General features: G+C 61.4%; 24 protein-coding genes. 16 read left to right on the top strand and 8 right to left on the bottom strand.

What is annotated here, in order from left to right; translation table 11 throughout:
* Positions 1–5 precede the first annotated feature (5 nt).
* From N2600_RS00860 to N2600_RS00830, 7 genes are all read left to right on the top strand, one after another.
* Positions 6–2273 (top strand): heavy metal translocating P-type ATPase, encoded by a 2268-nt coding sequence (locus tag N2600_RS00860; RefSeq protein ID WP_260297712.1) that lies wholly within the window; start codon positions 6–8, stop codon positions 2271–2273.
* Positions 2274–2432, top strand: a complete 159-nt coding sequence (gene ccoS / locus N2600_RS00855; RefSeq protein ID WP_260297710.1) for a cbb3-type cytochrome oxidase assembly protein CcoS — start codon at positions 2274–2276, stop codon at positions 2430–2432.
* Between the two features lie 34 nt (positions 2433–2466).
* Entirely contained in the window at positions 2467–2778 is a 312-nt protein-coding gene (locus N2600_RS00850; protein WP_260297709.1) for a hypothetical protein, read from the top strand.
* A gap of 117 nt (positions 2779–2895) precedes the next feature.
* Entirely contained in the window at positions 2896–3285 is a 390-nt protein-coding gene (locus N2600_RS00845) for a hypothetical protein (RefSeq protein WP_260297708.1), read from the top strand.
* Between the two features lie 257 nt (positions 3286–3542).
* Positions 3543–5033 (top strand): MDR family MFS transporter, encoded by a 1491-nt coding sequence (locus N2600_RS00840; RefSeq protein WP_260297707.1) that lies wholly within the window; start codon positions 3543–3545, stop codon positions 5031–5033.
* 41 nt (positions 5034–5074) lie between these two features.
* Positions 5075–5515: a hypothetical protein gene (locus tag N2600_RS00835; RefSeq protein ID WP_260297706.1), complete on the top strand. Its 441-nt coding sequence runs from the start codon at positions 5075–5077 to the stop codon at positions 5513–5515.
* Between the two features lie 62 nt (positions 5516–5577).
* A complete protein-coding gene (locus tag N2600_RS00830) occupies positions 5578–6138 on the top strand; it encodes an AAA family ATPase (protein WP_260298863.1) in 561 nt (186 codons plus the stop codon).
* Between the two features lie 136 nt (positions 6139–6274).
* Here the strand turns inward: N2600_RS00830 and N2600_RS00825 are convergent, their stop codons facing one another.
* Positions 6275–7129: a class I SAM-dependent methyltransferase gene (locus N2600_RS00825; protein WP_260297705.1), complete on the bottom strand. Its 855-nt coding sequence runs from the start codon at positions 7127–7129 to the stop codon at positions 6275–6277.
* Between the two features lie 659 nt (positions 7130–7788).
* Here N2600_RS00825 and N2600_RS00820 point away from each other — a divergent pair.
* Together N2600_RS00820 and N2600_RS00815 are read left to right on the top strand one after the other, a co-directional pair.
* Positions 7789–9753, top strand: a complete 1965-nt coding sequence (locus N2600_RS00820) for an adenylate/guanylate cyclase domain-containing protein (RefSeq protein WP_445944931.1) — start codon at positions 7789–7791, stop codon at positions 9751–9753.
* Between the two features lie 116 nt (positions 9754–9869).
* Positions 9870–10604, top strand: coding sequence for a phosphotransferase enzyme family protein (locus N2600_RS00815; RefSeq protein WP_260297703.1), 735 nt, complete (start codon positions 9870–9872; stop codon positions 10602–10604).
* 20 nt (positions 10605–10624) lie between these two features.
* On the opposite strand, the gene N2600_RS00810 is transcribed toward N2600_RS00815, so the two are convergent.
* The 3 genes from N2600_RS00810 to N2600_RS00800 are packed head-to-tail and all read right to left on the bottom strand — an operon-like array spanning position 10625 to position 12167.
* On the bottom strand, positions 10625–11116 hold the full coding sequence (locus N2600_RS00810; protein WP_260297702.1) for an SRPBCC family protein: 492 nt from the start codon (positions 11114–11116) through the stop codon (positions 10625–10627).
* Positions 11097–11459, bottom strand: a complete 363-nt coding sequence (locus N2600_RS00805) for an ArsR/SmtB family transcription factor (protein ID WP_260297701.1) — start codon at positions 11457–11459, stop codon at positions 11097–11099. Before N2600_RS00805 ends, N2600_RS00810 begins: the two co-directional genes overlap by 20 nt.
* Positions 11460–11513: 54 nt before the next feature.
* Positions 11514–12167, bottom strand: a complete 654-nt coding sequence (locus N2600_RS00800; protein ID WP_260297700.1) for a dihydrofolate reductase family protein — start codon at positions 12165–12167, stop codon at positions 11514–11516.
* Between the two features lie 148 nt (positions 12168–12315).
* Here N2600_RS00800 and N2600_RS00795 point away from each other — a divergent pair, with 148 nt between their 5' ends.
* On the top strand, positions 12316–12672 hold the full coding sequence (locus N2600_RS00795; RefSeq protein ID WP_064245196.1) for an ArsR/SmtB family transcription factor: 357 nt from the start codon (positions 12316–12318) through the stop codon (positions 12670–12672).
* Complete coding sequence (locus N2600_RS00790) at positions 12656–13135, top strand: SRPBCC family protein (protein WP_170258816.1); 480 nt, start codon at positions 12656–12658, stop codon at positions 13133–13135. Before N2600_RS00795 ends, N2600_RS00790 begins: the two co-directional genes overlap by 17 nt.
* A 114-nt stretch (positions 13136–13249) precedes the next feature.
* On the opposite strand, the gene N2600_RS00785 is transcribed toward N2600_RS00790, so the two are convergent.
* Positions 13250–13405, bottom strand: coding sequence for a hypothetical protein (locus tag N2600_RS00785; RefSeq protein WP_260297699.1), 156 nt, complete (start codon positions 13403–13405; stop codon positions 13250–13252).
* A 106-nt stretch (positions 13406–13511) separates the two neighbouring features.
* Positions 13512–13889 (bottom strand): nuclear transport factor 2 family protein, encoded by a 378-nt coding sequence (locus tag N2600_RS00780; RefSeq protein WP_260297698.1) that lies wholly within the window; start codon positions 13887–13889, stop codon positions 13512–13514.
* Positions 13890–14015: 126 nt separating this feature from the next.
* Between N2600_RS00780 and N2600_RS00775 the strand changes: the two genes are divergently transcribed.
* Positions 14016–14474: a MarR family winged helix-turn-helix transcriptional regulator gene (locus N2600_RS00775; RefSeq protein WP_260297697.1), complete on the top strand. Its 459-nt coding sequence runs from the start codon at positions 14016–14018 to the stop codon at positions 14472–14474.
* A gap of 22 nt (positions 14475–14496) precedes the next feature.
* Here N2600_RS00775 and N2600_RS00770 read toward each other — a convergent pair whose 3' ends face one another.
* Together N2600_RS00770 and N2600_RS00765 are read right to left on the bottom strand one after the other, a co-directional pair.
* Entirely contained in the window at positions 14497–16503 is a 2007-nt protein-coding gene (locus tag N2600_RS00770; protein WP_260297696.1) for an ABC transporter ATP-binding protein/permease, read from the bottom strand.
* Between the two features lie 48 nt (positions 16504–16551).
* A complete protein-coding gene (locus tag N2600_RS00765) occupies positions 16552–17451 on the bottom strand; it encodes a GntR family transcriptional regulator (protein WP_260297695.1) in 900 nt (299 codons plus the stop codon).
* 341 nt (positions 17452–17792) lie between these two features.
* Between N2600_RS00765 and N2600_RS00760 the strand changes: the two genes are divergently transcribed.
* The 4 genes from N2600_RS00760 to N2600_RS00745 all read left to right on the top strand — a co-directional run bounded on the left by N2600_RS00760 (position 17793) and on the right by N2600_RS00745 (position 22169).
* Entirely contained in the window at positions 17793–19295 is a 1503-nt protein-coding gene (locus tag N2600_RS00760) for a UxaA family hydrolase (protein WP_260297694.1), read from the top strand.
* A gap of 198 nt (positions 19296–19493) precedes the next feature.
* Positions 19494–20513 (top strand): aldo/keto reductase, encoded by a 1020-nt coding sequence (locus tag N2600_RS00755; protein ID WP_170262942.1) that lies wholly within the window; start codon positions 19494–19496, stop codon positions 20511–20513.
* An 11-nt stretch (positions 20514–20524) separates the two neighbouring features.
* The gene (locus tag N2600_RS00750) at positions 20525–20971 is read left to right on the top strand and encodes an RbsD/FucU family protein (protein WP_260297693.1); all 447 of its coding nucleotides are present in this window, start codon (positions 20525–20527) and stop codon (positions 20969–20971) included.
* 208 nt (positions 20972–21179) lie between these two features.
* Positions 21180–22169 carry an ABC transporter substrate-binding protein gene (locus N2600_RS00745; protein ID WP_170258803.1) on the top strand — a complete coding sequence of 330 codons (990 nt, stop codon included), beginning with the start codon at positions 21180–21182 and terminating at the stop codon, positions 22167–22169.
* The last annotated feature ends 12 nt before the right edge of the window (positions 22170–22181 follow it).

The raw sequence follows: 22181 nt of genomic DNA, 5'->3' as shown, positions 1-22181 counted from the left end.
GGACAATGACCTGCTGCGCGTCAATTGCGTCGTCGCTCCACGAGCCCGGACCAAGAAGGCCAGGGGTGGACGAGGTTGCGTTGGCGAGCCGGGATTTGGGCAATGGTCTCAGGCAGATCACCTTGTCCGTTCCGGACATGCGATGCGGCGCATGCATGGCGCTTCTGGAATCGACCCTTGGCAAGCACCCCGAAGTTCACATGGCGCGCGCCAATCTGACGGCAAAGCGCGTAACCATCCATTGGCAAGCGGATAATGGTTCGCCGCCCGATTTTGCCGCCCTGATCGGAACGATCGGTTACACGGCGGTCTTGCCGGCGGAAGGCGGCGATCAACCGGACGATGAGATATCGGGCCTGCTGCGCGCGCTGGCAGTCGCCGGCTTTTGCTCGATGAACATCATGGTGCTGTCCGTATCGGTCTGGGCGGGCGCGGACCCGGCAACACGTCAGACGCTCCACCTGATGTCGGCCGCGCTCGCACTACCGGCCGTTATCTACTCCGGGGCGACTTTCTACCGGTCGGCGTGGCGGGCGCTCGTGCATGGTCGGGCAAACATGGATGTGCCGGTCAGCATCGGCGTCCTGCTCTCGTACGGTCTCAGCGTATACGACACGTTCGCGGAAGGACGGCAAGCCTATTTCGAGGCCAGTGCCTCGTTGATCTTCATTTTGCTCGTCGGACGCACGCTGGACCATCTGATGCGACGCAGGGCGCGATCGGCGGCAGCGTCTCTGGCCGACATGATGCCGAAAGGCGCGAATGTGATACGCGCGGACGGACGGATCGAGTATGTCCCACTGAGCGATATCGTTTCCGGAACCCGCACCCTGATTGCCGCCGGCGATAGAATTCCAGCCGACGGGACAATTCTCTCCGGCCTGTCGGAACTTGACCGTTCATTGCTGACGGGAGAGAGCCGTTGGGAGACGGTTGGACCAGGCAGACAGGTTTGCGCGGGAGATTTGAACGTCGGTCATCCCATGACTGTCGAAGCCACCGCCGCACCGGGAGATTCGACAGTCGCCGAGCTGCATAGGATGCTGGAAGCGGTCGAGGACGGCCGTTCTGAATACCGGATACTCGCAGACAGGGCCGCGCGTCTCTATGCTCCCGTTATCCACGGACTGTCGGTACTGACATTCCTTTCGTGGTTTGCGGTGACACAGGACATCCACCTCGCCCTGACGATTTCGATTTCGGTCCTGATCATCGCCTGCCCTTGTGCGCTGGGGCTGGCGGTCCCGATGGTTCAGGTCGTTGCAGCACGCAGATTGTTCACCCAGGGCATAGTGGCACGGGACGGATCGGCATTGGAACGTTTGGCGGAAATCGACACCGTCGTTTTCGACAAGACCGGTACGCTGACGCAGTACGAGCCGAGGCTGTTGACCGGGAACTGGACCGGACCACTGGAATTTTCACTGGCTGCGTCGCTGTCGCGGTTTTCGAGCCATCCGATGTCGAGAGCGATCGCGGATTACGCCTCACGGCGCGAGTGGGAGGCCCTCGCGCTCGAAGACGTCAGGGAGATACCAGGCAACGGTCTCGAGGCGTCTTTCCGAGGGGAAGTTTATCGACTTGGGCGAGCGGCATGGGCGGCGAGCAGCGATGCAGACGACCGGACTGCCGCCGCTTCTACTGTCGTCCTGACACGACAGGGAGAAATCCTTGCCTCTTTCGTTTTTGGAGAGAAGGTTCGAGCCGGGTCGGCGATGGCGGTGCAGTTCTTGAAAAGTCGCGGCATCGCCGTCGAAATGCTGACCGGCGATGTCCCCGAAGCGGCTCTTGCAGTGGCACGGGAAGTCGGAATCGACTCGGTAAAAGCCGCCGCCCTCCCCAAGGACAAGGCCGAGGCGATCGATGCGTTGCGCAGTCTCGGTCGCAAGGTAATGATGATTGGTGACGGAATAAACGACGCGGTCGCGCTGAAGGCCGCGCATGTTTCCATGGCTCCGGCATCAGGAAGCGACATCGGTCGCAGCGCCGCCGATTTCATCCTGCTCAATGGAGACATGGGCGGAATGAAGGTCGCGCTGACGACGGCGGGTCGTGCGGCCGTGCTGATCCGCCAAAATTTCGCTTTGGCTATCGTCTACAATGCGTGCAGCATTCCTCTCGCACTGTTGGGCTATGCCAACCCGCTCATCGCCGCGATAGCGATGTCGACGTCGTCCATATTCGTCGTCGCGAATGCGATGAGGCTTGAGATCGACGGCACGCCACCAGAGCGGGAAATGCGGCGGATAAATAAGCTGGCGGGAGTGGGATAAATGAGCGCATTGTCGTTTCTGATACCCATAGCTCTGTTCATGGGCATCGCCGGGCTTGGCGCCTTCGTTTGGTCCCTGCGCACCGGTCAGTACGAAGATCTGGATGGCGCAGCGGAAAGGATATTGTCCGAAAAGGACGACAAGCCTCTCGGCGGCTGATGGATCGACCGTAAATGCTTTGAAGGAGGGTCGAATGGAAGACACGGATCGCCAGTCTCCGCCGGTTGAACATGGTATCGCCCAAGCGCCACGCATCCGCGCCATTGATCCATCGGAGGCTGTGACGGGGGTTGCCATTGTCTTGGGCATCCTTGGCGGAGCAATCGGCGTCGGTTCCACCTTATTCCTGTCCGGTGCATCCAGCGTTGGTTCCTGGATCGCCTACTGCCTCATTGCGGCGTTGGCAGGCGGCTCTGCAGGGATCGTCGTCGGCGGAATGTTTGGAGCGATTTTCGCGGTAACGAGGGGAATAACGGTGCCCGCCCGCAGTGATCGTCAGGGCTGAAGAGGCTAGCCGGGGTGTCCGCCTCCGGCGCAATAGTGCCAACCAGCCCAACCCATCCCGGAACAATGCCACCCCCAAGCTGGTTTTCTCCCTGAGACAACAAGCATGGAGAAAATCATGTCCTGCAAGTTCATCGCGATATCACTGCTTTCGATCGGTCTAGCCGGTTCGGCCATGGCGCAGACGGCCGGGGGTGCGGATGCCAATGGACGGCTTTCGGTTGCGCCGATCATCGGCGGATCGGGGAGTTCGGGCGCCGGGTCGGCGGGCACTGGGTCCGTCGGTGGCGGTGCAACGGGCGCCGGGTCTATCGGCACCGGTTCTGTCGGCACCGATCCCGGCACCACCGGCAGCACGACCGGCAATGGCGGCGTCAATCTCAATAGCGGCCGCAGCACGATCAATCCCGGCGGGGTCAATCCCAACCTGCAGCAGACGCCGGGTTGCGCGGGGGCGGCCGGCACCGGGACGGATAACAGCTCGGTCGGCGATGCGTGCCCGCAATGAGGAGTGGGCGATTGTTCGCCTTCCCTCCCGACAGAATGAAGGCCCGGCGTCGCTCGGCCCGGGCCTTCGCTTTGACCGAAACTTCCCTGACATCGCGCGAAAGGATCGCTGCCGTCAGAAACCGGTCGCGGCCTGCTTTACCGTTCGGCCCTGAGGACGTAAAAGAGCCACATCACTCCGCAAGCGGCGCATCGCCCCACACCAAAGCCAGCCTGCCGATATTTCCGGCATCTGCGGAGCACCCGAAGAGGATCGTCATGTCGAATGCAGCGCAACGCTCGAACCGCGTGCTTATCGTCGCCACCATCATGCTCGCGACCTTCATGGTGGCGATCGAGGCGACGATCGTGGCGACCGCGATGCCGCGCATCGTCGGGCAGCTCGGCGGCTTTTCCTATTACAGCTGGGTGTTTTCGGCCTTCCTGCTGGCGCAATCGACGACCACGGTCATCTACGGCAAGCTTTCCGACATTTTCGGGCGCAAGCCGGTACTGATCGGCGGCATCCTGATCTTCCTCGTCGGCTCTTTGCTCTGCGGGCTTGCCTGGTCGATGATGTCGCTGGTGCTGTTCCGGCTGCTGCAGGGGCTCGGCGCCGGCGCCATCCAGCCGGTGACGACGACGATCATCGGCGATCTCTTCAAGCTCGAGGAACGCGGCCGCGTTCAGGGCTTCATGGCGACCGTCTGGGCGACATCGGCCGTCGTCGGGCCGCTTGCCGGCGGCATCATCGTCGACAACATCTCCTGGGCCTGGATCTTCTGGATCAACCTGCCGATCGGCATCATCTCGATCATCGCGTTCATGATCTTCCTGAAGGAGGACGTGGCGCACAAGCAGGCCAAGATCGATTACCTCGGAGCGGCGCTGTTTTCGATCTCGATCGTCGCACTTCTCATCATGCTGACGGAAACCGATGGCAGCGCCTGGGTCCTGATTTCGCTTTTCGCCGTCTTCGTGGTCACTGGCGTTCTCTTCCTCGCCCAGGAGAAGCGGGCGCCGGAGCCGATCATTTCGATCCCGCTCTGGAGCCGAAGGCTGATTGCGACCAGCAATGCGGCGACACTGCTGGCCGGCATGGCGCTGATCGGGCTTTCGACGATCCTGCCGATCTATGTGCAGGGCGTGCTCGGCCGTTCGCCGATCGTTGCCGGCTTTACGCTGACCATGCTCGTCGTCGGCTGGCCCTTGGCGGTGATGCTTTCCAGCCGCTTCTACAGGGCCTTCGGCATCCGCCGCACGCTGCGCGTCGGCAGCCTGATGTTTCCGTTCGGCGCCTGCTTCCTGTTGTTCCTGACGCCGGAAAGTTCGCCGGTCGTTGCCGGCGCCGGCTCCTTCTTCATGGGCTTCGGCATGGGTCTCATCAGCCTCACCAGCATCGTGCTGGTGCAGGACAGCGTCGAATGGTCGATGCGCGGCAGCGCCACCGCCTCGATCATCTTTGCCCGAAGCCTCGGCAATACGCTCGGCGCCACGGTCCTCGGCGCCATCCTCAATGCCGGCATCAACCATTATGCGAGCGGCGAAGCGGCGGCTGGCCTGCATGAGGCGCTGAACCAGCCGACCGGGCTTTCAGCACTCGCCGCCGATCCGGCGATCCGCGCCGTCTTCAATGCGGCCCTGCACTGGAGCTTCTGGGGCGTGGTCGTCGTTGCGGTGCTGACCTTCTTCACCACCTGGCTGATCCCCGTCGGTCCTAGCCAGCAGCGCGAGGCGGCGGCCGTCGCAAGCGAGGCGGCTTCACATTGACGCGGTTCAACCGTTCGGCGCGACTTAGGTAATAGGCTCTGATGGGTTACGATCTTCACATTACTCGCAAGGCAAATTGGTTCGATGCGTCTCCATCGATCGCTCTCGAGGAATGGCTCGAGTACGTTGCCAATGATCCCGAAATTCAGCATGACGGTTTTGCTGAAACCCCCGCCGCCGGTGGGGATGTTTTACGGGTGGAACAGGCGGGCATATGCGTGTGGAAAGGATACTCCCGCAGCGAAAATGGGGAAAGCGCCGCATGGCTTTGGTGGAGCGAAGACAACATCGTTGTCAAAAATCCCGATCAAGAAATCCGTCGGAAAATGTGGCTTATCGCCCAATCTCTCGAAGCCAAAGTCCAGGGAGAAGAGGGAGAATATTATGACCATGATGGCGAGATGATCGTGATGAAAGCCATACTCGCGCCCGAGCCTTCGATGCCTCCCGATCCAAAGCGTCCATGGTGGAAATTCTGGTAGATTCCAGACAATGTTCTGCGCTGCGTTGTTACCAGTGGATTGTGTGGGAGAGTTGCCGGACGATGTGTGTTTTCGTTTTGCTCTTGGGGTTTCCGGGCGTCGGGAAACTGACGATCGCTCGAGAACTCGGGTCGCTTATATCAGCAAAGATCGTTGATAATCACTGGTTCAACAATCCGATCTTGCGCCTTCTCGACGAGGACGCTCCGCTGCCGAAGGGCATCTGGGGGTATACTGCAAGGGTCCGGCAGGCCGTGCTGGATGCGATCACCGCCTATAGCGGCCCGTCGGCGAATTTCATCTTCACCCATGCCGGTGTCGAAGGCGACGAGCGGAGCACGCGGACGTACCAACAGTTCGTTGACGCCGCCACACAACGCGCCGCGGTCTTCGTTCCGGTGCGATTGCTTTGTGCCGAAGAAGAATTGGCGCGTCGCATTTCCTCCCCCGCGCGGCGCGACCATTTGAAAACCACCGACGTCGAGACGTCGAGGAGCCGAAGCCAACAGGCCGTGGTTCTTGATATCCCGCACCCACACGCGCTGACGTTGGATGTGACGTTCAGGTCGCCTTCGGAAAGTGCTGCGGCAATACGGGATCACGTTGTGGCTTGCCGCGCCTGAGGGGTGCAGCCCTTCGCGCAATCTTTCAGATTCGCTCCTTGCGCTTTAGGTCTTTGTTTTTAGGCATATCGTTATCACAAAATCGCTCCACAGTTTTGCGCGAGATTCTTTAGGCTCGGCGGCGCGCGACAAGGCGCTACGATTGCTGGCGCGTGCCTGTGATCACAGTTGCCGTTGAGCGAAGGTGAACCTTGCCGTCGCTGACGGATTGTAGCGCCAGTTCCAGGACCTCGCGGCGGATTTTCTCCCGTGTTGGCGCATCGGCCCTGGACAGTCCGGCGACCACAGGCGCGGCGATCTCGGTCATGAAGTCCCAGTAGCGCTCCGGGGTATCGTGCACCATCATCGCCGACACCTCTTCCTCGGCGACATCGCGAAAGCCCGCCCCTCTGAAGGTCTCGGCCATCATGCCTTCCGCCGCGCAGCGGAACAGGCCCGGAGAACCGGGCGGCGGCGGCGGCATTTCCGCGTGGCGGGCGATCGTGCCCATGACCGTGGTCGCCCATGGATTTTTGGCAGGAGCGCTCCAGACTGCGGCGCAGACGCGTGCACCGGGCTTTGCCACGCGCGCCATCTCCCTGGCGGCGGCAGCGACATCCGGGAAGAACATGAACCCAAACCGGCAGAGGACGGCGTCGAAACTGGCATCGGCAAAAGGCAACGCGCCCGCATCGCATAATTGAGTTTTGAAGTTTTTCAGGCCACGCCTGGCCGCATTTTCGGCGGCAGCAGCCAGCATATTTTCCGAGAGGTCGGTGACGACAACCTGACCGTCGGGGATTGCGGCGGCCGCGGTCAGCCCGGGTTCGCCAGTGCCGGCGGCTATGTCGAGCACGCTGAAGCCGCTGGAGAGATTGGCGCGCCGAAGCATGGCGTCGCCAAACGGCGCGAGCCAACCGAGAACCAGACTGTCCCATTTCTTCCAGCCGGCCGAAAACTTGTCCCAGGTCTCTCGCTGCTGGTTACGGATATCGTCGAGATTTGCTGACATGCCCCGCCTCCCCCATGCGCCCAACCGGCAAAGCTGGGAATGCGACACTATGGGCCACTCATGTCGGGATTCAATGGAAATAAGCGCCATTGCGCGACAAATGCCACGATTGCTGCAATCCGGCGGCAGCTTTGGGCCGAGAAGGTATGAACGCCGCTGCTGGCCGTGAGATCCGCACGCCCATCATCCGCCTCACCGCAGGTCTCGCCTACCCCTGCCCCGGCAGAAAGTATGGCGAAAGCGCTACCACTGTCCTCTTCTCCCCAACGGGGAGAAGTGCCGGAGCGATAGCGAGGCGATAAGGGGGTGAGCGGCAGAGCCGCGAATGCCCGGAGCGTAAGCGAAGGGCAATCAACGGCGTGCCGTGCCGCCCGCTTCGGGCCACCGACCGGGTCGAGCCACGTGTCTCGACCCGTCCTCCGGACCCCCGAGGGGAGAAGAGGGAGCCAAGCCGCTTCGCCAGTCATCAACCGGATAGCATCTCCGCGCTGTGCGCAAGCGGCGCGGGGAATCCGATATCCGCCACAAGCAAACATCTGCAGCAGCCATAGCCAGCGAACTCAGCAGCGCCGAGGCACTCCCATGGCTGCCTTGTGTAAATCCCCAAAAAGCAGTTAGCTGCCATCGTTGGGGACGCTCATTCCTGCACGGCTGCTGAAATGTGTCCGCATTTCGAGGGATATCTCGTGCTCTGGTCCAAACCCCTGAGACTGCACCTCGGCGTCCTCGTCGTCGCATCGCTGCTTTGCACGTCGACGCCGATCATCTGGTTGGCGTTCAGGCAGGGAAGCAGTGCTGCAGTCAGCGCCGGCGTGCAGCAGATGCGCGAGATGAGCCTGCGGCTGATCGAGGGATACCGCAATACGCTGCAGGGCGGCACCGAGGCGGTCGCACTGGCATCGACCCTGCCGCTGCTCGCCTCCCCGCCGCCGCAGGATATCGCGGCAAAACAGCAATTCTTCCTGGAGATCCTGCGCAACGTCCCCAATGCGACGAGCATCTACACCGGCTACCCCGACGGTTCGTACCTGCAGGTCATCAACACCGAAAGGCGGGATGTTCGCCAGACGCTGGCGGCACCCGACCGTACGGCTTTCGCGATCAGGACGATCGCCGGCAGACAAGGTGCTGATGTCACCTCGACGCTGCGGTTTCTCGACAGGGATGCAAAGCCGATCGGCGAGCGGGAAATCGACTATGCATTCTTCGACCCCAGGCAACGGCCGTGGTATCAATCCGCCGTTCAGCACGGCGTGCCGGTGTCTGTTGGGCCCTATGTCACCGGAACGCTCAAGGTTCCGACGCTGACGATCGCAGCCCCGATGCGGGACAATGGTCAGGTGGTCGTCGGCATCAACATTCACCTGCAGACCATCAGTCGCCTGCTGGACGCGCAGGAGATTTCGCCGCGGGCGCGCGGCTACATCATCGACGATGCCGATGATCTGATCGCTCATTCCGACCCGGCGACCATGGAAAGGCTTCTCGGCATATGGTCGAAAAATGCCGATGGCGCCGTTGCCGTCGATACGACGACAGACAGTTACGACACGAGCCTGGAAACGGTGGCGAGGCTCAGGCGCGATCCTGCCTTTGCCAATGGCGGCGTGGCGCGGATCGATCTCGATGGCGAACGCCAGATCCTGCAGATCGCCCCGGTCGGCGTGTCGGGTCTGTTCAAGGGAAGCGTCGCCGCAATCGTCGTGCCTCTGGAAGATCTGGTGGCTGAGGCCAATCGGCTGCTCCTGCACAATCTCCTGATTGCGGCTGCCTTCGTGTTCGCGGGTGTCGCGGCATCGGTGCTGCTGTCGCGCATGGTCAGCCGCTCCCTCTATCGGCTCGCCGACGAGGCACGCAGGATCGGCGACCTCGACGTCGGCGAGAAAGGTGTCTCCCACTCCTGGATATCGGAGATCAACACGCTGGCGAGCGCGCTGGCGGCAAGCCGCCATGCCATCAGCCAGTTTGCCCTCTATGTTCCGCGTGAAGTCGTGAGAAGGATCGTCAATCCTGAAGGGCGAGCGGTCGCCAAGGCGCAGCGGCAGGATGTGACCGTGCTCTTCACCGACATCAGGGACTTCACCACCATCTCCGAGCAGCATTCGCCCGAGGAGGTTGTGGATACGCTGTCGGCCTATTTCGAACTCTTGAACACCATCGCCGAGCGCCATGGCGGCACTGTCGTGCAATATCTCGGCGATTCCATTTTCGTCATGTGGAACGCCCCAGTTCCAGATGCCAACCATGCCGAAAACGGCTGCCGCTGTGCGCTTGCCATGAAAGCGGCGGTCGAAGAGTTGAATGTAGCCAACCGCCGGAATGGCCGTCCCGCGCTCGTCACGCGATTTGGATTGCACACCGGCGCGGCGGTCGTCGGCAGTTTCGGAGCGATTTCGCGCCAGCAGTACACGGCCATGGGAGATACGATCAATGTCGCCTCACGGCTGGAAGGATTGAACAAGGAATTTAACACATCGATCCTGGTGAGCGCCGCCATCCACGATGCTGTCGGCACCCGCTTCGAACTTCGCTCGCTGGGCCTGGCGCAGGTCAAGGGGCGCGCTGAGAAGGTCGATCTATGGGAGTTGGTTGGGGAAAGCCGGAGGACGCAGGAGAGAGGTTGAGGCGTTCGGGTTGCTACCAACGGCAGCTTCGCGCCAGCCGCCAACGGCCTTTGTGGCGTCGTAAACTTTTTCTATTTCTTCCGTCAATTTAATTATGGCCGTCAAAGGTATCGCCAATGGGATGGGAAGCACTCGGGCAATGGGGTGAAGACGCGGTTCGCATCGAACCGCTCACGGGTGGAGTTGCCAACGACGTGTGGAGCGTTCGCGTCCACGGGCAGATCGCGGTCGCTCGTCTCGGCTCCAGGAGCGACGCTGACCTCGCATGGGAAGCCGAGCTGCTCCAATACCTCGGCCGTGAAGGTATGACGGTTCCGGTACCGATCCCGACCACTGACGGCCGGCTGTTCGTGGACGGGCTGGTGGTGATGAAATACATGGAGGGCGGACCGCCCGAGACGGGGTCCGACTGGCGTCGCGTCGCCGACACACTGCGCGAGTTGCATCGGCTGACGCAGGGTTGGCCGCAGCGCCCGGGCTGGCGATCGTCGACCGACCTCCTGCGTACTGAGACCGGAACGAGGATCAACCTTGCGGCGATGCCGCCTGAGGCCGTTATTCGATGTCGAGCAGCGTGGGCGCGGCTCCTCGGGCTTCAGACATGCGTTGTCCACGGCAATCCCAACAGCCCTGCCAACGTCCGCATGACTGCAGATCGGGTCGCGTTGATCGACTGGGATGAGTCCCATGTCGACGTCCCCGACCTTGACCTGGTGCTGCCCGGCAACGCCGCCGATCTCGACGACGGCGCACATGACATCGCCGCGCAAGCCTCAGCCGCATGGGAAGCCGCCGTCTGCTGGCCAGACGATTACGCAGTCAAGCGGCTTGCCGAAGTTCGAGCGGTATAAGACGTTTCGAAGGCGCGCTGTCACGCGCTCGCACTGAGCGTGACGAGAAGTTCATCCAACTGCTCGAACTGCTCGGGCAGCGCGTCCTCCATGCCGACGAAAGACTGGTCGAGCGCTTCCTTCGAGGGATAGAGTTCCTGCAGGACCAGCAGCGTCCTGCCGTCCTGTTCCTCGAAGGTCACAGTGGTGACGGCGCCGTCCCCGCCTTCGTCATTGGTCCAGACGAGGCGCGATGGCGGCGACACGTCGAGATACTTGCCGAAGAAGGCCATGGCGTCCGACGCGTCGCGTCCGAACGCGATGCGATAGCTGCCCCCGGTGCGAACATCCATCTCGCAGGAAAGGATCGGCACGCCCATTGACTTCGGCGCCCACCACAGCTTGAACAATTCGGGCTTGGTCCACGCGTCGAATACGAGGCGAACCGGGCCGTCGAAGGTGCGCGTCACCACGAGTTCAAGCTCGGATCTCCGTTCGACCGCCGTGCGGCCGTTACTCACTCTGTCTCCCATCGATTTTCTCCCTCCGTTTCAGTGGCTCGACCATTTCATCCAGCGCATCGAAGCGTGCGTTCCAGATCTGGCGGCGCGCCTCGATCCAGGCCGCCTCCTCCTCGAGCCCGCGTGAGCCCAGCCTGCAGGTCCGCACACGCCCGACCTTCTCCGTCGTCACCAGTCCCGCCTGCTCCAGGAGACTGACGTGCTTCTTCATGCCCGTGAGGCTCATGTGGAACGTCTCTGCAAGCTCCGTGATCGAAGCATCCGCACTGCCGAGCTGCTCCAGAACGCCGCGTCGCGTGGCGTCCGAGAGCGCGGCAAAGGAAGCATCAAGGCGAGCTGTCGAAAACTGAACCATCTGGTTCAGTGTCTAGCACACGGATCAGCGTCATGCAAGGAGCGGAAATCGGCCTTAGCTTGGTGGCTGGCGTTGGAAAGTGAGGTGGATGGTGCCGTTCGGTGACGTTTCGGTCTTGACGGCGCAGCCGGCTTCCAAGCCGCGCAGATCGTCCCATAGGCGGATGCCGCGCCCGAGCAAAATCGGCGTGATGGCAACATGAAGGCGGTCGACAAGGCCAGCTTTGAGATAGTCGCGAACGACCGAGGGACCACCGCCTATCCTCACATCCCTACCGTTTGCGACCCCCACGGCCTGCTGGAGCGCATCATCGGCGGTGGCATTGAGGAAGTGGAACGTCGTCCCGCCGGCCATCTCGATGGAGGGCCGTGGCTTGCGGGTGAGGACGAAGACCGGACACCCGAACGGTGGCTCGTCGCCCCACCATCCGCGCCAGTTCGGATCGTCGGGAAAGTTGTGGAGACCGAACATGCCGGCGCCCATGATCTCGGCGCCCACATTCTCGAAATATTCCTTCGCATATTCGTCGTCGAGACCTGTGGTTCCCGCTCCCGTCGTATCCTTGAGCACCCGCTCGCGGAAGGTTCGCGTTGCCGCATAGGCGCCGGCGAGACGCGGCCAGTCCTCGCCGAACGGGCTTTCGGGCGTCTGGTCCGTCGTTGTCGCGAAACCATCGAGCGAGATCATGAGATCGACACGAACGACCATTGGAGTCCTCCTTGAAAGGTGTTGCGCCACAGCGGCTCCTGCATTCGGGGCTGAACACTAAGGCAACTACCTTTATATGTCGAGCCGGATACTAAGGCAAGTACCTTTTTATCCTTGACCGCCGCCCCCGACCAATTTACGGATTGATATGCCTTACCATTCGACCCCCCTCGATCTCGCCTTTCACGCTCTCAGCGACCCGACCCGCCGCGCCGTGGTGTCGCGGCTGGTCGAAGGCGAGCTGCCGGTCAGCGCGCTCGCCGAACCTTTCGACATGGCGCTGCCCTCCTTCGCCCAGCATCTCAGGGTGCTAGAAGATTGCGGGCTGATCGCCAGCGAGAAGCGTGGGCGCAGCCGCTGGTGCCGGCTGGTGCAGGCGCGTTTCGACGAGGCGGCGGACTGGATGATATCGGAGCGCCGGCGCTGGACCGAGCGGCTGGATCGGCTCGAAGTCTACCTGGACAAAACCGAAGAGGATGACGAAGGACATGGCAAACCTGTTTGAGACATGGTCGCTCGACCGCGAAATCGTGCTGGTGAAGCTGCTCAACCACCCACGCGACAAGGTCTTTGCCGCCTGGATGGACCCCAAGGCGCTTGGCGAATGGTACGGCCCGGCCGGCCTCAGCATCGAGACCCACGAAGCCGATATCCGCGAGGGCGGGGTCTGGCGGTTCGACATGGTGGGTGTGTTCGAGGGAAAGCAGCAACGCTTCCCGAACCTCATGCGCTTTCTGGAGATCGTGCCGAACGAGCGGATCGTGATGGACTATGGCACGCCCGACCCCGACGACCCCGACCGTTTCCGAGCCACGGTGACCTTCGACGAGCAGGCCGACGGCAAGACGGTGCTGACCATGCGCCAGCTCCACCCCAGTGCTAAGCGGCGTCAGGTGGTCATCGGCTTCGGCGCGGTGGAATACGGGCTGCAGACGCTTGATGGACTCGCCGCCTGGCTGGACGGCTGAGCCCTTGGTGGCTCGGTGCCGCTCACGCCACAGTTGGCGATGGCCGGGGCGGCGTGCAGATCGAGCTGCCAGCCGAAATATCAGACCGGGAACGGCCCGTGGCGGAGCATGATCTCATCGGCCTTGGCCCGGTTTACCGGGCACGTTCACCAGCTCGGCAAATTTCTCGAAATAACGCCGCCCGATCGTATCAGGCGTGATGGTCGCCAAGACTTTGGATGCGCCATCATGCAGGTTCTCGTGATGGTGCACCGTGCCTGCCCCCGGCATTGCAGCGTCTTTTCAGACGCGCAAAGGACCCTGCAACACTTTGAATCGCTGCATAATTCTATCCTTAGATCGATTCCGATTCCGGGAATTATGCAGTAATGCAAGTTTACGGTGCATCCCGGATATCGAAGCGGACGATCTTGTCGCCTTGCATGCGAAAGACATGCGTCACGGTCTTGTCCTTCAGGCCATGACTTTGATTTTCCAGTGGCCGGCCATCGAGGTCAAAGACCGACTGGATTACCTCGACAGCGACCGCGCCATCTGGCGTTTCTTCAAATGCGACCGGCTCGACGTGAGGACTAATGACAGCCCACTGGCGTGTCCAATAGTCGCGCACGGCCTCACGGCCATTGATATGGCCGCCCTCCATGCCGTTGGCCCAGGCGACATCATCGGAAAGAACGGCCAGGACAGCGTCAATGTCTCTGGCATTGAAGCTGGCATAGATGCGCTTGATCATTTCGACGTCATTTTTAGACATGTCGTTTCCTCAATGGAGATTGAACTATTCGCTGGGCGGCATCGAAATGACATTGTCTCACGCCGCACATCAAGATACATATGTACATATATATCTCGCGGTCAAGCGCAGGCAAGGGGGACGGAAATGAATGAAGACGTGCTTTCAACGCCGGGGCATCTCATCAGTCTTGCGGCACGGGGGTTTATCCGCCTCAGCGAGTCACGCCTTAAACCGCTCGGCTTCGGTGTCGGCCAGTTGCCCGTCCTGGTGGCGCTGCAAGATGGCAAGGCCAGCACCCAGCGCGACCTCGCCCGCTTTGCCAGGGTTGAGCAACCGCCGATGGCGCAGATGCTCGCACGCATGGAGAGGGATGGCTTGATCGAGCGCACACCCGACCCGGCTGACGGTCGCAGCAGCCGCATCGTGCTGACGAAAGCCGCGCAGGAACGCATGCCTGAGGCAATCACAGCCTTGTTCCGGGGCAATCGTGAGGCATTGACCGGCTTCACGGATGCGGAAGCGGGACAACTTGTCGATCTGCTCAAGCGGCTGATCGAAAATCTGGATCAGATTGCAATCGCGGAGTCTCCGCTGCGCGATTGATGATTTTGTGACCAAGCCGACTTCATTTTCCGTTCTGAGGCTGCGGCGCATTGCTCGCGGTCGTGCTGCCTTTCGGTGGGGAGCGGCGGTTCTCCAGAACGCGTGACAGCAGGTTCGGTTTTCTCGTGCGCTTGATAAGATCGATATCGCTGACCAGCTTTGCGCCGCCCTCGCGCCGCTCGAGCGTGATCTTGCGGCTATGAAAGGCTTCCAACTCGGCGCGATGCGCGACGCTGATGATGGTGACCTCGGGCAATTCATCGATCACCATCTGCATCATCTTGTCCTGGCTCTTCTCATCGAGTGCCGAGGTTGCTTCATCCAGCACGATAATATCGGGTTGATGCAGCAGGAGACGCGCAAAGGCGAGCCGCTGCTTTTCGCCGCCCGACAAGGTCTGGTCCCAGGGCGCCTCTTCCTCGATCCTGTCCTTCAGATAATCCAGTCCCACCTTGTCGAGGGCCGACTTGATCTCATCCAGCGGCCAGCTATCAGCGGCGCCTGGATAGGCGACGGCGCGGCCAAGCGTCCCGGAAGGAATATAGGGCCGTTGCGGCAACATGAACAATCGCCTGTCGGCGCGGAAATCGACGCTGCCGCCGCCCCACGGCCAGAGACCTGATATGGCCCGCACCAGCGTGCTCTTGCCCGACCCGGATTCACCGGCGACGAGCACTCGCTCTCCGGGTTCGATCTCGACCCGGGTTTCAGTGACCACAGCGGTGCCGTCGTCAAGCGACACCGAGAGATCGTTGAGGCTGAGCATCGCCTCGCCTTCGGTTTCGCCATGCTTTATGCGCCCGAGCGAGTCGCTCTGTTCGGCACGCTCCAGCCCGTCGAGCGACATCATCAGCGAAGCGACGCGCCGCGCGCAGGCATTCCAATCGGCAAGACGCGGGTAATTATCAACAAGCCATCCGAAGGCGGTCTGGACGATGGCGAAGGCTGAGGCCGCCTGCATGACCTCTCCCAGCGTCATGCTGCCTTCGAGAAATTTCGGCGCGCAAAGCAGGACCGGCACAACGGGCGCAATCAGCATCGACCCGTGCGACACAAATGTCGTGCGCATGTGCTGGCGGGCCAGCAGCGCCCATTGCTTCAGCACATTGCGAAAGGTCTTGTCGAGGTCGTTGCGTTCCTCCTCCTCGCCGCCGAGAAGCGCGATGCTCTCGCCGTTTTCCCGCACATGCGTCAGCGTGTAGCGAAATTCGGCCTCTACCTGGTTCTTGACCTCGGAGACCTGCACGAAATGACGGCCGATCACCGCGATCACGCTTGAGGTGATCACCGCGTACAGGACCGCGGTCACGACGAGAAAGCCAGGGATGGTGATGGTTGCCGCCCCGATCGGCAGCGTCAAAGCACCGCCAATCGTCCACAGCACCACGATGAAGGTCGAGGCCGAGAGAAATGCAGCGATGACACCGGCGATGAAATCGACGGGGGATTCGGTAGCAATCCTCAGATCCTCCGAGATGCGCGCCTCGGGGTTCTTGTGATCGCCGCCGATGAGGTTCAGCTGATAATATCGGCCGTTTGCAAGCCAGCGCGCGATGACTGCGGTCGCGAGCCAGGAACGCCAGCGGCGCTGGATCATCATGCGGACATAGACTTGTGCGGTGACCAGGATGACGCTTCCGAGCACGAGCGGCACGAAGACGCCGCTGAGGTAATAGACAGTGCCGGCATCATGTCGCTCTATGGCGTCGAATATCCCGCGGTTCCAGCGATTGATCCCATACTGGAAGCCGACATTCATGCAGATCATCGTCAACAGCCCGATCGAGCACGGCCAGGCAAACCTGTCACCGCCACGACCCCAGTAACGGCGCGCGCTAATCCAGAAGCGCTTGAGCAAATACCGCTTGCGCGCCTGCTCAGCCTCCTCAGGCGTCAACTCCGGATCGGGTTCAGTGACATTTGGCGGCGGCCCGACCTCGACAGCCGATGCCGTCTCCTGGCGTGTCTTATCGGCACCGTGCGGTTCGGTACCGTCGACCGATGTCGGATTGAGTTTAGCGTCGGCCATGCCAGCGATAACGGCTTACATACCGAAATGTTTCATGGTGGGCTCCCCTCACGCGCTCTCCGTCGCGATCTGCGGCAGGGATTGCAGCAGGGTCTGGCGGGCGGAATGCAGATGCGCGCGGCAGGCGGTTTCGATCGCCGCCTGATCGCCGGATTCCAGCGCTGCGATATAATCCAGATGTTCGTGGATGGCGCGCTCGTTGCGCTCGCGGGCGGCGGTCTTGTTCCACTGGTAGTGATAGTGGAAGACGATGGCGATGGCGTCGTAGAAATCGGCGATGAAGCGGTTCTTCGAGGCGCGGTGGATCAGCAAGTGGAAGCGCTCGTCGAGAACGGAAAAATCCTTGAAGCGGTGGTTGATGTCGGCAAGCATGGCGTGGTGTTCGTCGCGGATAGTGGCAAGATCGGCCCAGCTCTGATTATCCCTGGGAAGCCGGCCGAATTCGGCGGCGGAATGCAGCTCGAACATCTCGCGCACATCGGCAAGTTCGAGGGCGAATTCGCGGGTGAAGCCTTTGAGCGTCCAGTGGCTGTTCGGCCGTTTCTCGATAAGGCCGAAGCGGGAGAAGCGGATCAGGAATTCGCGCACGCTTGTTGTGCCGGTGCCAATTTCGCGGGCGAGTTCCAGCTCGTTGATCTGCATGCCGGGGGCGGCATCATCGGCAAGGATGCGCTGCATGAAGCTGCGCTCGATGATATCGTGCAAGGAGTCGGTTTCTTCAGAGGGAAAGAGGTCATGGTCGGTGGGTTGGCGCAGCACGATCTTCTGGCGCTTGTTCCAGCGGATGATGCCTTCTTCGCTGAGACGCGTCAGGATGGCGCGCGCCGTCGAGCGGCTGACGCCGAGCTGGGCGGCGATCTCCGGCTCCGAGGGCAGCGCGCTATCCCTGCGCAGCGCTGCGGCATACCTGTTGTAGGCTTCCTTGAAAACCGTATTCTGCCTTGCCACCAGACCCCGCTTTCCGCCCTCGTGACCGTCGCCCGCTTCAAAGCAGGGCAGAACAGACCGGGGCTTGTTCAAACGACCTTTAGCTTAGTTCCGGTCGCCTGCGGCTCATTGCCTCCCTCGTCCACAGGATCAATATTCCCGTTGACTTGAAAATGTTTATTGTAGATAAAAAACAAAATCAATGCGCATTCGCCGATGCAGCGAGCGTTTCGCTAGAACAGGATGATTTTAGGTGGGATGGCCTGAAAATCTGAATCCTGTTCTAAATTAAAGAGTTAGAGCATGATGTCGTCCGAAAACCGCTGACACTTTTCGGCATCATGCTCTAGGGAGATAGAGACTTGGACAAACTGCCTTGGATCATCCTTTCGGCTGGCGACAATGTCGCTGTCGCAACGGCGGCAATCGCGCCGGGTTCGACGGTTGCCGGCATTCAGACCCGTGAGAAGATCGACCCCGGCCATAAGGTGGCGATAGCGGATATTCCGCTCGGGTCACCCGTGGTGAAATACGGGCAGGCAATCGGCCGCACCACGGCCGAGGTCAAGGCCGGCGACCATGTGCACAGCCACAACCTGCATTTCGAAAACGACCGGCTGGCGGCGACCGCCAATTCGGCGCCGGAAGCGGCGACGGTCGACGACGTGAGGCGCACCTTCATGGGCTATCGTCGCGCCGACGGACGGGCGGCGACACGCAACTATATCGGCATCATCGCCAGCGTGAACTGTTCCACCACGGTCTGTCGGGCGATCGCCGACGAGGCCAATCGGACGATCCTGCCGCATTATGAAGGCATCGACGGTTTTGTGCCGATCGTGCACGACCAGGGCTGCGGCATGAGCTCGACCGGCGACGGCATGAACGTGCTGCACCGGACGCTCGCCGGCTACACAAGACATGTGAATTTCGGCGGCGTGCTGATGATCGGCCTCGGCTGCGAGGTCAACCAGTTGACGCTCTACGGTCAGAGTGGGGCGGGCGCCTCGAAGCGGCATTTCAACATCCAGGATGCCGGCGGTTCGCGCCGCGCGGTCGAGCGCGCCATGGGCATGCTGCGCGAAATCGCCGCCGATGTCGGCAAGGAAAAACGCGTGCCGATGTCGATCGGCGAGATCATCATCGGCCTGCAATGCGGCGGCTCTGACGGCTTTTCCGGCATCACCGCCAATCCGGCGCTGGGTGTCGCGGCCGACCTGCTGGCGGCGGCCGGCGGCACGGCGATCCTGTCGGAGACTTCGGAAATCTATGGTGCAGAACACCTGCTACGCAGCCGCGCCGTCAGCGACGAGGTGGCAAAGAAGCTCGACGAGAAAATCGCCTGGTGGGAGGACTATGTCGCCCTGCACGGCGCCTCGCTCGACAACAATCCGTCGCCGGGCAACAAGCGCGGCGGGCTGACGACCATCCTCGAAAAGTCGCTCGGCGCGGTCGCCAAGGGTGGGCGCTCGCCGCTGACCGCGGTCTATGGTTACGCCGAGCGGGTCACGGCCCCCGGCCTCGTCTTCATGGACACACCAGGCTACGACCCGGTTTCGGCGACCGGGCAGGTGGCGGGCGGGGCAAACATGATCGCCTTTACCACCGGCCGCGGCAGCTGCTTCGGTTGCCGGCCGGCGCCGTCGCTGAAGCTTTCCAGCAATTCGGCGCTCTATGCCTCGATGGAAGAGGATATGGACATCGATTGCGGCACGATCGCCACCGGTGACGCGACGATCAGCGGCAAGGGCCGCGAGATCTTCGACCTGATCGTCGATACGGCCTCGGGCAAGAAGACCAAGAGCGAGATCTTCGGCTACGGCGACAATGAATTCGTGCCGTGGCATCTTGGTGCGACGCTGTAATCTTTTTTTTACGCAATCCCGGACGGAAAATCGCTTCACACTTTTCCCGGGATTGATTTGAAGTACGCAATCCCGGACGGAAAACCGCTTCACACCTTTCCTGGGATTGATTTGAAGTACGCAATCCCGGACGGAAAACCGCTTCACACCTTTCCTGGGATTGCTCCAAATAATTCAGCTTCTTCGTGAGGAGGAATGATGAAGACGAGACGGATCGGCAAGACCAAGCTGGAGGTGACCGAAATCAGTTTCGGTGCAGCCGCTCTCGGCGGTCTCTACCGCGACTGCCCGCGCGAGCAGGCAATGGAGACGCTGCAGGCGGCCTGGGACAGCGGCATCCGCTATTTCGACGTGGCGCCCTGGTATGGGCTCGGTCTTGCCGAGCGGCGGGTCGGCGATTTCCTGCGCGACCAGCCGGATGGCAGTTACGTGCTTTCCACCAAGGTCGGCCGGCTGCTTCGGCCGGTGCCGACCGGCACCGTGCCCGACTACAGCTATGTCAATCCTCTCTCGTTCGATGCCGATTACGACTATTCCTATGACGGCATCATGCGCTCGGTCGAGTTCAGCTATGCGCGCCTCGGCCTCAACCGCGTCGATATTCTCTATGTGCACGATCTCGGCGTCTATACCCATGGCGCGGCGAAGAATGCAGTCCACCAGAAACAGTTTCTCGATTCCGGCGTGAAGGCGCTGGAGGAACTCAAGTCGTCTGGCGCGATCTCCGCCTTCGGCCTCGGCGTCAACGAAGTACCCGTCTGCCTCGACGTCATGCGCCATTCCGATCTCGACTGCATCCTGATGGCCGGCCGCTACACGCTGCTCGACCGCTCGGCCGTCGCCGAACTGCTGCCGCTCTGCCGAGAGAAGGGCACCTCGCTCGTCGTCGGCGGTGTCTTCAACTCCGGCATTCTCGCCACCGGCCCGGTGCCGGGTTCGCATTTCGACTATATGCCGGCTGATCACGACGTGCTTGCCAAGGTCGGCGCGATGGAGGCGATCGCCAAACGCCACGGGGTGCCGCTCGCTGCTCCCGCCCTGCAATTTCCGCTGCGTGAGGCGATCGTCGCATCGGTGCTGATCGGCACAGCCAAGCCGTCAAGCCTGACGCGCAACATGGAGATCGTCGAGCCGCCGCTTGCCGACGAGATCTATGCCGAATTCGAACCCTATACGCTGGTCGCGCCGCCGCTCGGCGCCGAAGCCGTCCGAGTCTGAGGAGAGATTATATGCTCAAGGGTATTCATCCGCTGCTTGGCCCCGACCTGCTCCATGCGCTGAAGACCATGGGACATGGCGACGACATCGTCATATCGGACGCCAATTTTCCCTCGGGCTCGATGGGCCCGCCGGTCATCCGCGCCGACGGCGTCAGCGCCACCGCGATGGCCGAGGCCATCCTGACCCACATGCCGCTCGACACTTTCGTGCCGGAAGCGGCATGGCGGATGGAGGTGGTCGGCGATCCCGATGCGATGCCCGAGGTCTGCGCCGAGTTCCAGGAGATCGTGACGCGTCGCGCCGGCGATTTCCGCATCGTGCCGGTCGAACGCTTTGCTTTCTACGCGATGGCCCGCAAGGCCGCCTATATCGTCGCGACGACGGAATTCCGGCTGTACGGCAACCTGATTTTGAAAAAGGGCGTCGTCCATCCGCACGAGGTCGATCAAGCCTGATCCCTATTTTAGGGTATCGCGGTATTGAAATAAAATCAGTTGCTTGGCGGGAGTTTACCAAAGAAAAAAAGCCGGTTTGGCGCTCTTGCAATTTGATTGCGCCTCGGCTAGCTTCAATCGGCAAATGTTTTTTATCGATAAAAATCGTCCGCCTGCGTTCAGCGGCCGATTTATTTGGAGGAGAACGCACCCTGAGAGGAGAACCCTTATGAGTATCGTGAAATCCCTTCTGTCCCGCCGCGCCTTTACCGCGCTCGCAGGTGCCGCCGTTATCGCCACGGCGATGCCGGCACCGTCGTTTGCCGCCGATGTGACGATCCCGATCATCGTCAAGGACACGACGTCGTTCTACTGGCAGATCGTTCTGGCGGGCGCCCGCAAGGCCGGCAAGGATCTCGGCGTCAAGGTGCCGGAACTCGGCGCACAGGCCGAATCCGACATCAACGGCCAGATCAGCATTCTGGAGAACGCTGTTGCCGGCAAGCCGGCCGCGATCGTCATTTCGCCGACCGAATTCAAGGCGCTCGGCAAGCCGATCGATGAAGCGGCGAAATCGGTTCCGATCATCGGCATCGACTCCGGCGCCGACTCCAAGGCGTTCAAGTCGTTCCTGACGACCGACAACGTTCAGGGCGGCCGCATCGCAGCCGATGGTCTGGCTGCCGCCATCAAGGGAATGACCGGCAAGGAAGAGGGCGAAGTCGTCATCCTTACCAATCTTCCGGGCGTCGGCTCGCTGGAACAGCGCCGCGAAGGCTTCCTGGATCAAGTGAAGACCAAACATCCGGGCCTGAAGGTCATTGCCGACAAGTATGGTGATGGCCAGGCAACGACCGGTCTCAACATGATGACCGACCTGATCACGGCAAACCCGAACCTCGTCGGTATCTTCGCCTCGAACCTGATCATGGCACAGGGCGTCGGTCAGGCGATCGCTGAAAACAAGCTCGGCGACAAGATCAAGGTCATCGGCTTCGACAGCGACGACAAGACCGTCGGCTTCCTCAAGGATGGTGCGATTGCCGGTCTCGTCGTTCAGGACCCCTATCGCATGGGTTATGACGGCATCAAGACCGCTCTTGCCGTCTCCAAGGGCGAGAAGGTCCCGGCAAATGTGGATACCGGCGCAAACCTCGTCACCAAGGCGAATATGGCCGATCCGAAGATCGACGCGCTGCTGAACCCGAAGATCAAGTAACGAAGACAGACA

Origin of the sequence: Rhizobium sp. WSM1274 (assembly GCF_025200775.1) — a bacterium.
Lineage (GTDB): Bacteria > Pseudomonadota > Alphaproteobacteria > Rhizobiales > Rhizobiaceae > Rhizobium > Rhizobium leguminosarum_I.
The sequence above is the reverse complement of the archived record's forward strand: the minus strand, read 5'-3'. Positions and strand labels throughout refer to the sequence as shown.

What these genes read in the sequence shown, in the direction of transcription:
- N2600_RS00755 (WP_170262942.1), top strand. Translation starts at nt 19,494, where the DNA reads ATGAAGACGAGACGGATCGGCAAGACCAAGCTGGAGGTGACCGAAATC.
- N2600_RS00830 (WP_260298863.1), top strand. Translation starts at nt 5,578, where the DNA reads ATGTGTGTTTTCGTTTTGCTCTTGGGGTTTCCGGGCGTCGGGAAACTG.
- N2600_RS00820 (WP_445944931.1), top strand. Translation starts at nt 7,789, where the DNA reads ATGTGTCCGCATTTCGAGGGATATCTCGTGCTCTGGTCCAAACCCCTG.
- N2600_RS00850 (WP_260297709.1), top strand. Translation starts at nt 2,467, where the DNA reads ATGGAAGACACGGATCGCCAGTCTCCGCCGGTTGAACATGGTATCGCC.
- N2600_RS00750 (WP_260297693.1), top strand. Translation starts at nt 20,525, where the DNA reads ATGCTCAAGGGTATTCATCCGCTGCTTGGCCCCGACCTGCTCCATGCG.
- N2600_RS00825 (WP_260297705.1), bottom strand. Translation starts at nt 7,129, where the DNA reads ATGTCAGCAAATCTCGACGATATCCGTAACCAGCAGCGAGAGACCTGG.
- N2600_RS00775 (WP_260297697.1), top strand. Translation starts at nt 14,016, where the DNA reads ATGAATGAAGACGTGCTTTCAACGCCGGGGCATCTCATCAGTCTTGCG.
- N2600_RS00780 (WP_260297698.1), bottom strand. Translation starts at nt 13,889, where the DNA reads ATGTCTAAAAATGACGTCGAAATGATCAAGCGCATCTATGCCAGCTTC.
- N2600_RS00800 (WP_260297700.1), bottom strand. Translation starts at nt 12,167, where the DNA reads ATGGTCGTTCGTGTCGATCTCATGATCTCGCTCGATGGTTTCGCGACA.
- ccoS (WP_260297710.1), top strand. Translation starts at nt 2,274, where the DNA reads ATGAGCGCATTGTCGTTTCTGATACCCATAGCTCTGTTCATGGGCATC.
- N2600_RS00840 (WP_260297707.1), top strand. Translation starts at nt 3,543, where the DNA reads ATGTCGAATGCAGCGCAACGCTCGAACCGCGTGCTTATCGTCGCCACC.
- N2600_RS00815 (WP_260297703.1), top strand. Translation starts at nt 9,870, where the DNA reads ATGGGATGGGAAGCACTCGGGCAATGGGGTGAAGACGCGGTTCGCATC.
- N2600_RS00745 (WP_170258803.1), top strand. Translation starts at nt 21,180, where the DNA reads ATGAGTATCGTGAAATCCCTTCTGTCCCGCCGCGCCTTTACCGCGCTC.
- N2600_RS00835 (WP_260297706.1), top strand. Translation starts at nt 5,075, where the DNA reads ATGGGTTACGATCTTCACATTACTCGCAAGGCAAATTGGTTCGATGCG.
- N2600_RS00805 (WP_260297701.1), bottom strand. Translation starts at nt 11,459, where the DNA reads ATGGTTCAGTTTTCGACAGCTCGCCTTGATGCTTCCTTTGCCGCGCTC.
- N2600_RS00845 (WP_260297708.1), top strand. Translation starts at nt 2,896, where the DNA reads ATGTCCTGCAAGTTCATCGCGATATCACTGCTTTCGATCGGTCTAGCC.
- N2600_RS00790 (WP_170258816.1), top strand. Translation starts at nt 12,656, where the DNA reads ATGGCAAACCTGTTTGAGACATGGTCGCTCGACCGCGAAATCGTGCTG.
- N2600_RS00810 (WP_260297702.1), bottom strand. Translation starts at nt 11,116, where the DNA reads ATGGGAGACAGAGTGAGTAACGGCCGCACGGCGGTCGAACGGAGATCC.
- N2600_RS00860 (WP_260297712.1), top strand. Translation starts at nt 6, where the DNA reads ATGACCTGCTGCGCGTCAATTGCGTCGTCGCTCCACGAGCCCGGACCA.
- N2600_RS00785 (WP_260297699.1), bottom strand. Translation starts at nt 13,405, where the DNA reads ATGCCGGGGGCAGGCACGGTGCACCATCACGAGAACCTGCATGATGGC.
- N2600_RS00795 (WP_064245196.1), top strand. Translation starts at nt 12,316, where the DNA reads ATGCCTTACCATTCGACCCCCCTCGATCTCGCCTTTCACGCTCTCAGC.
- N2600_RS00770 (WP_260297696.1), bottom strand. Translation starts at nt 16,503, where the DNA reads ATGGCCGACGCTAAACTCAATCCGACATCGGTCGACGGTACCGAACCG.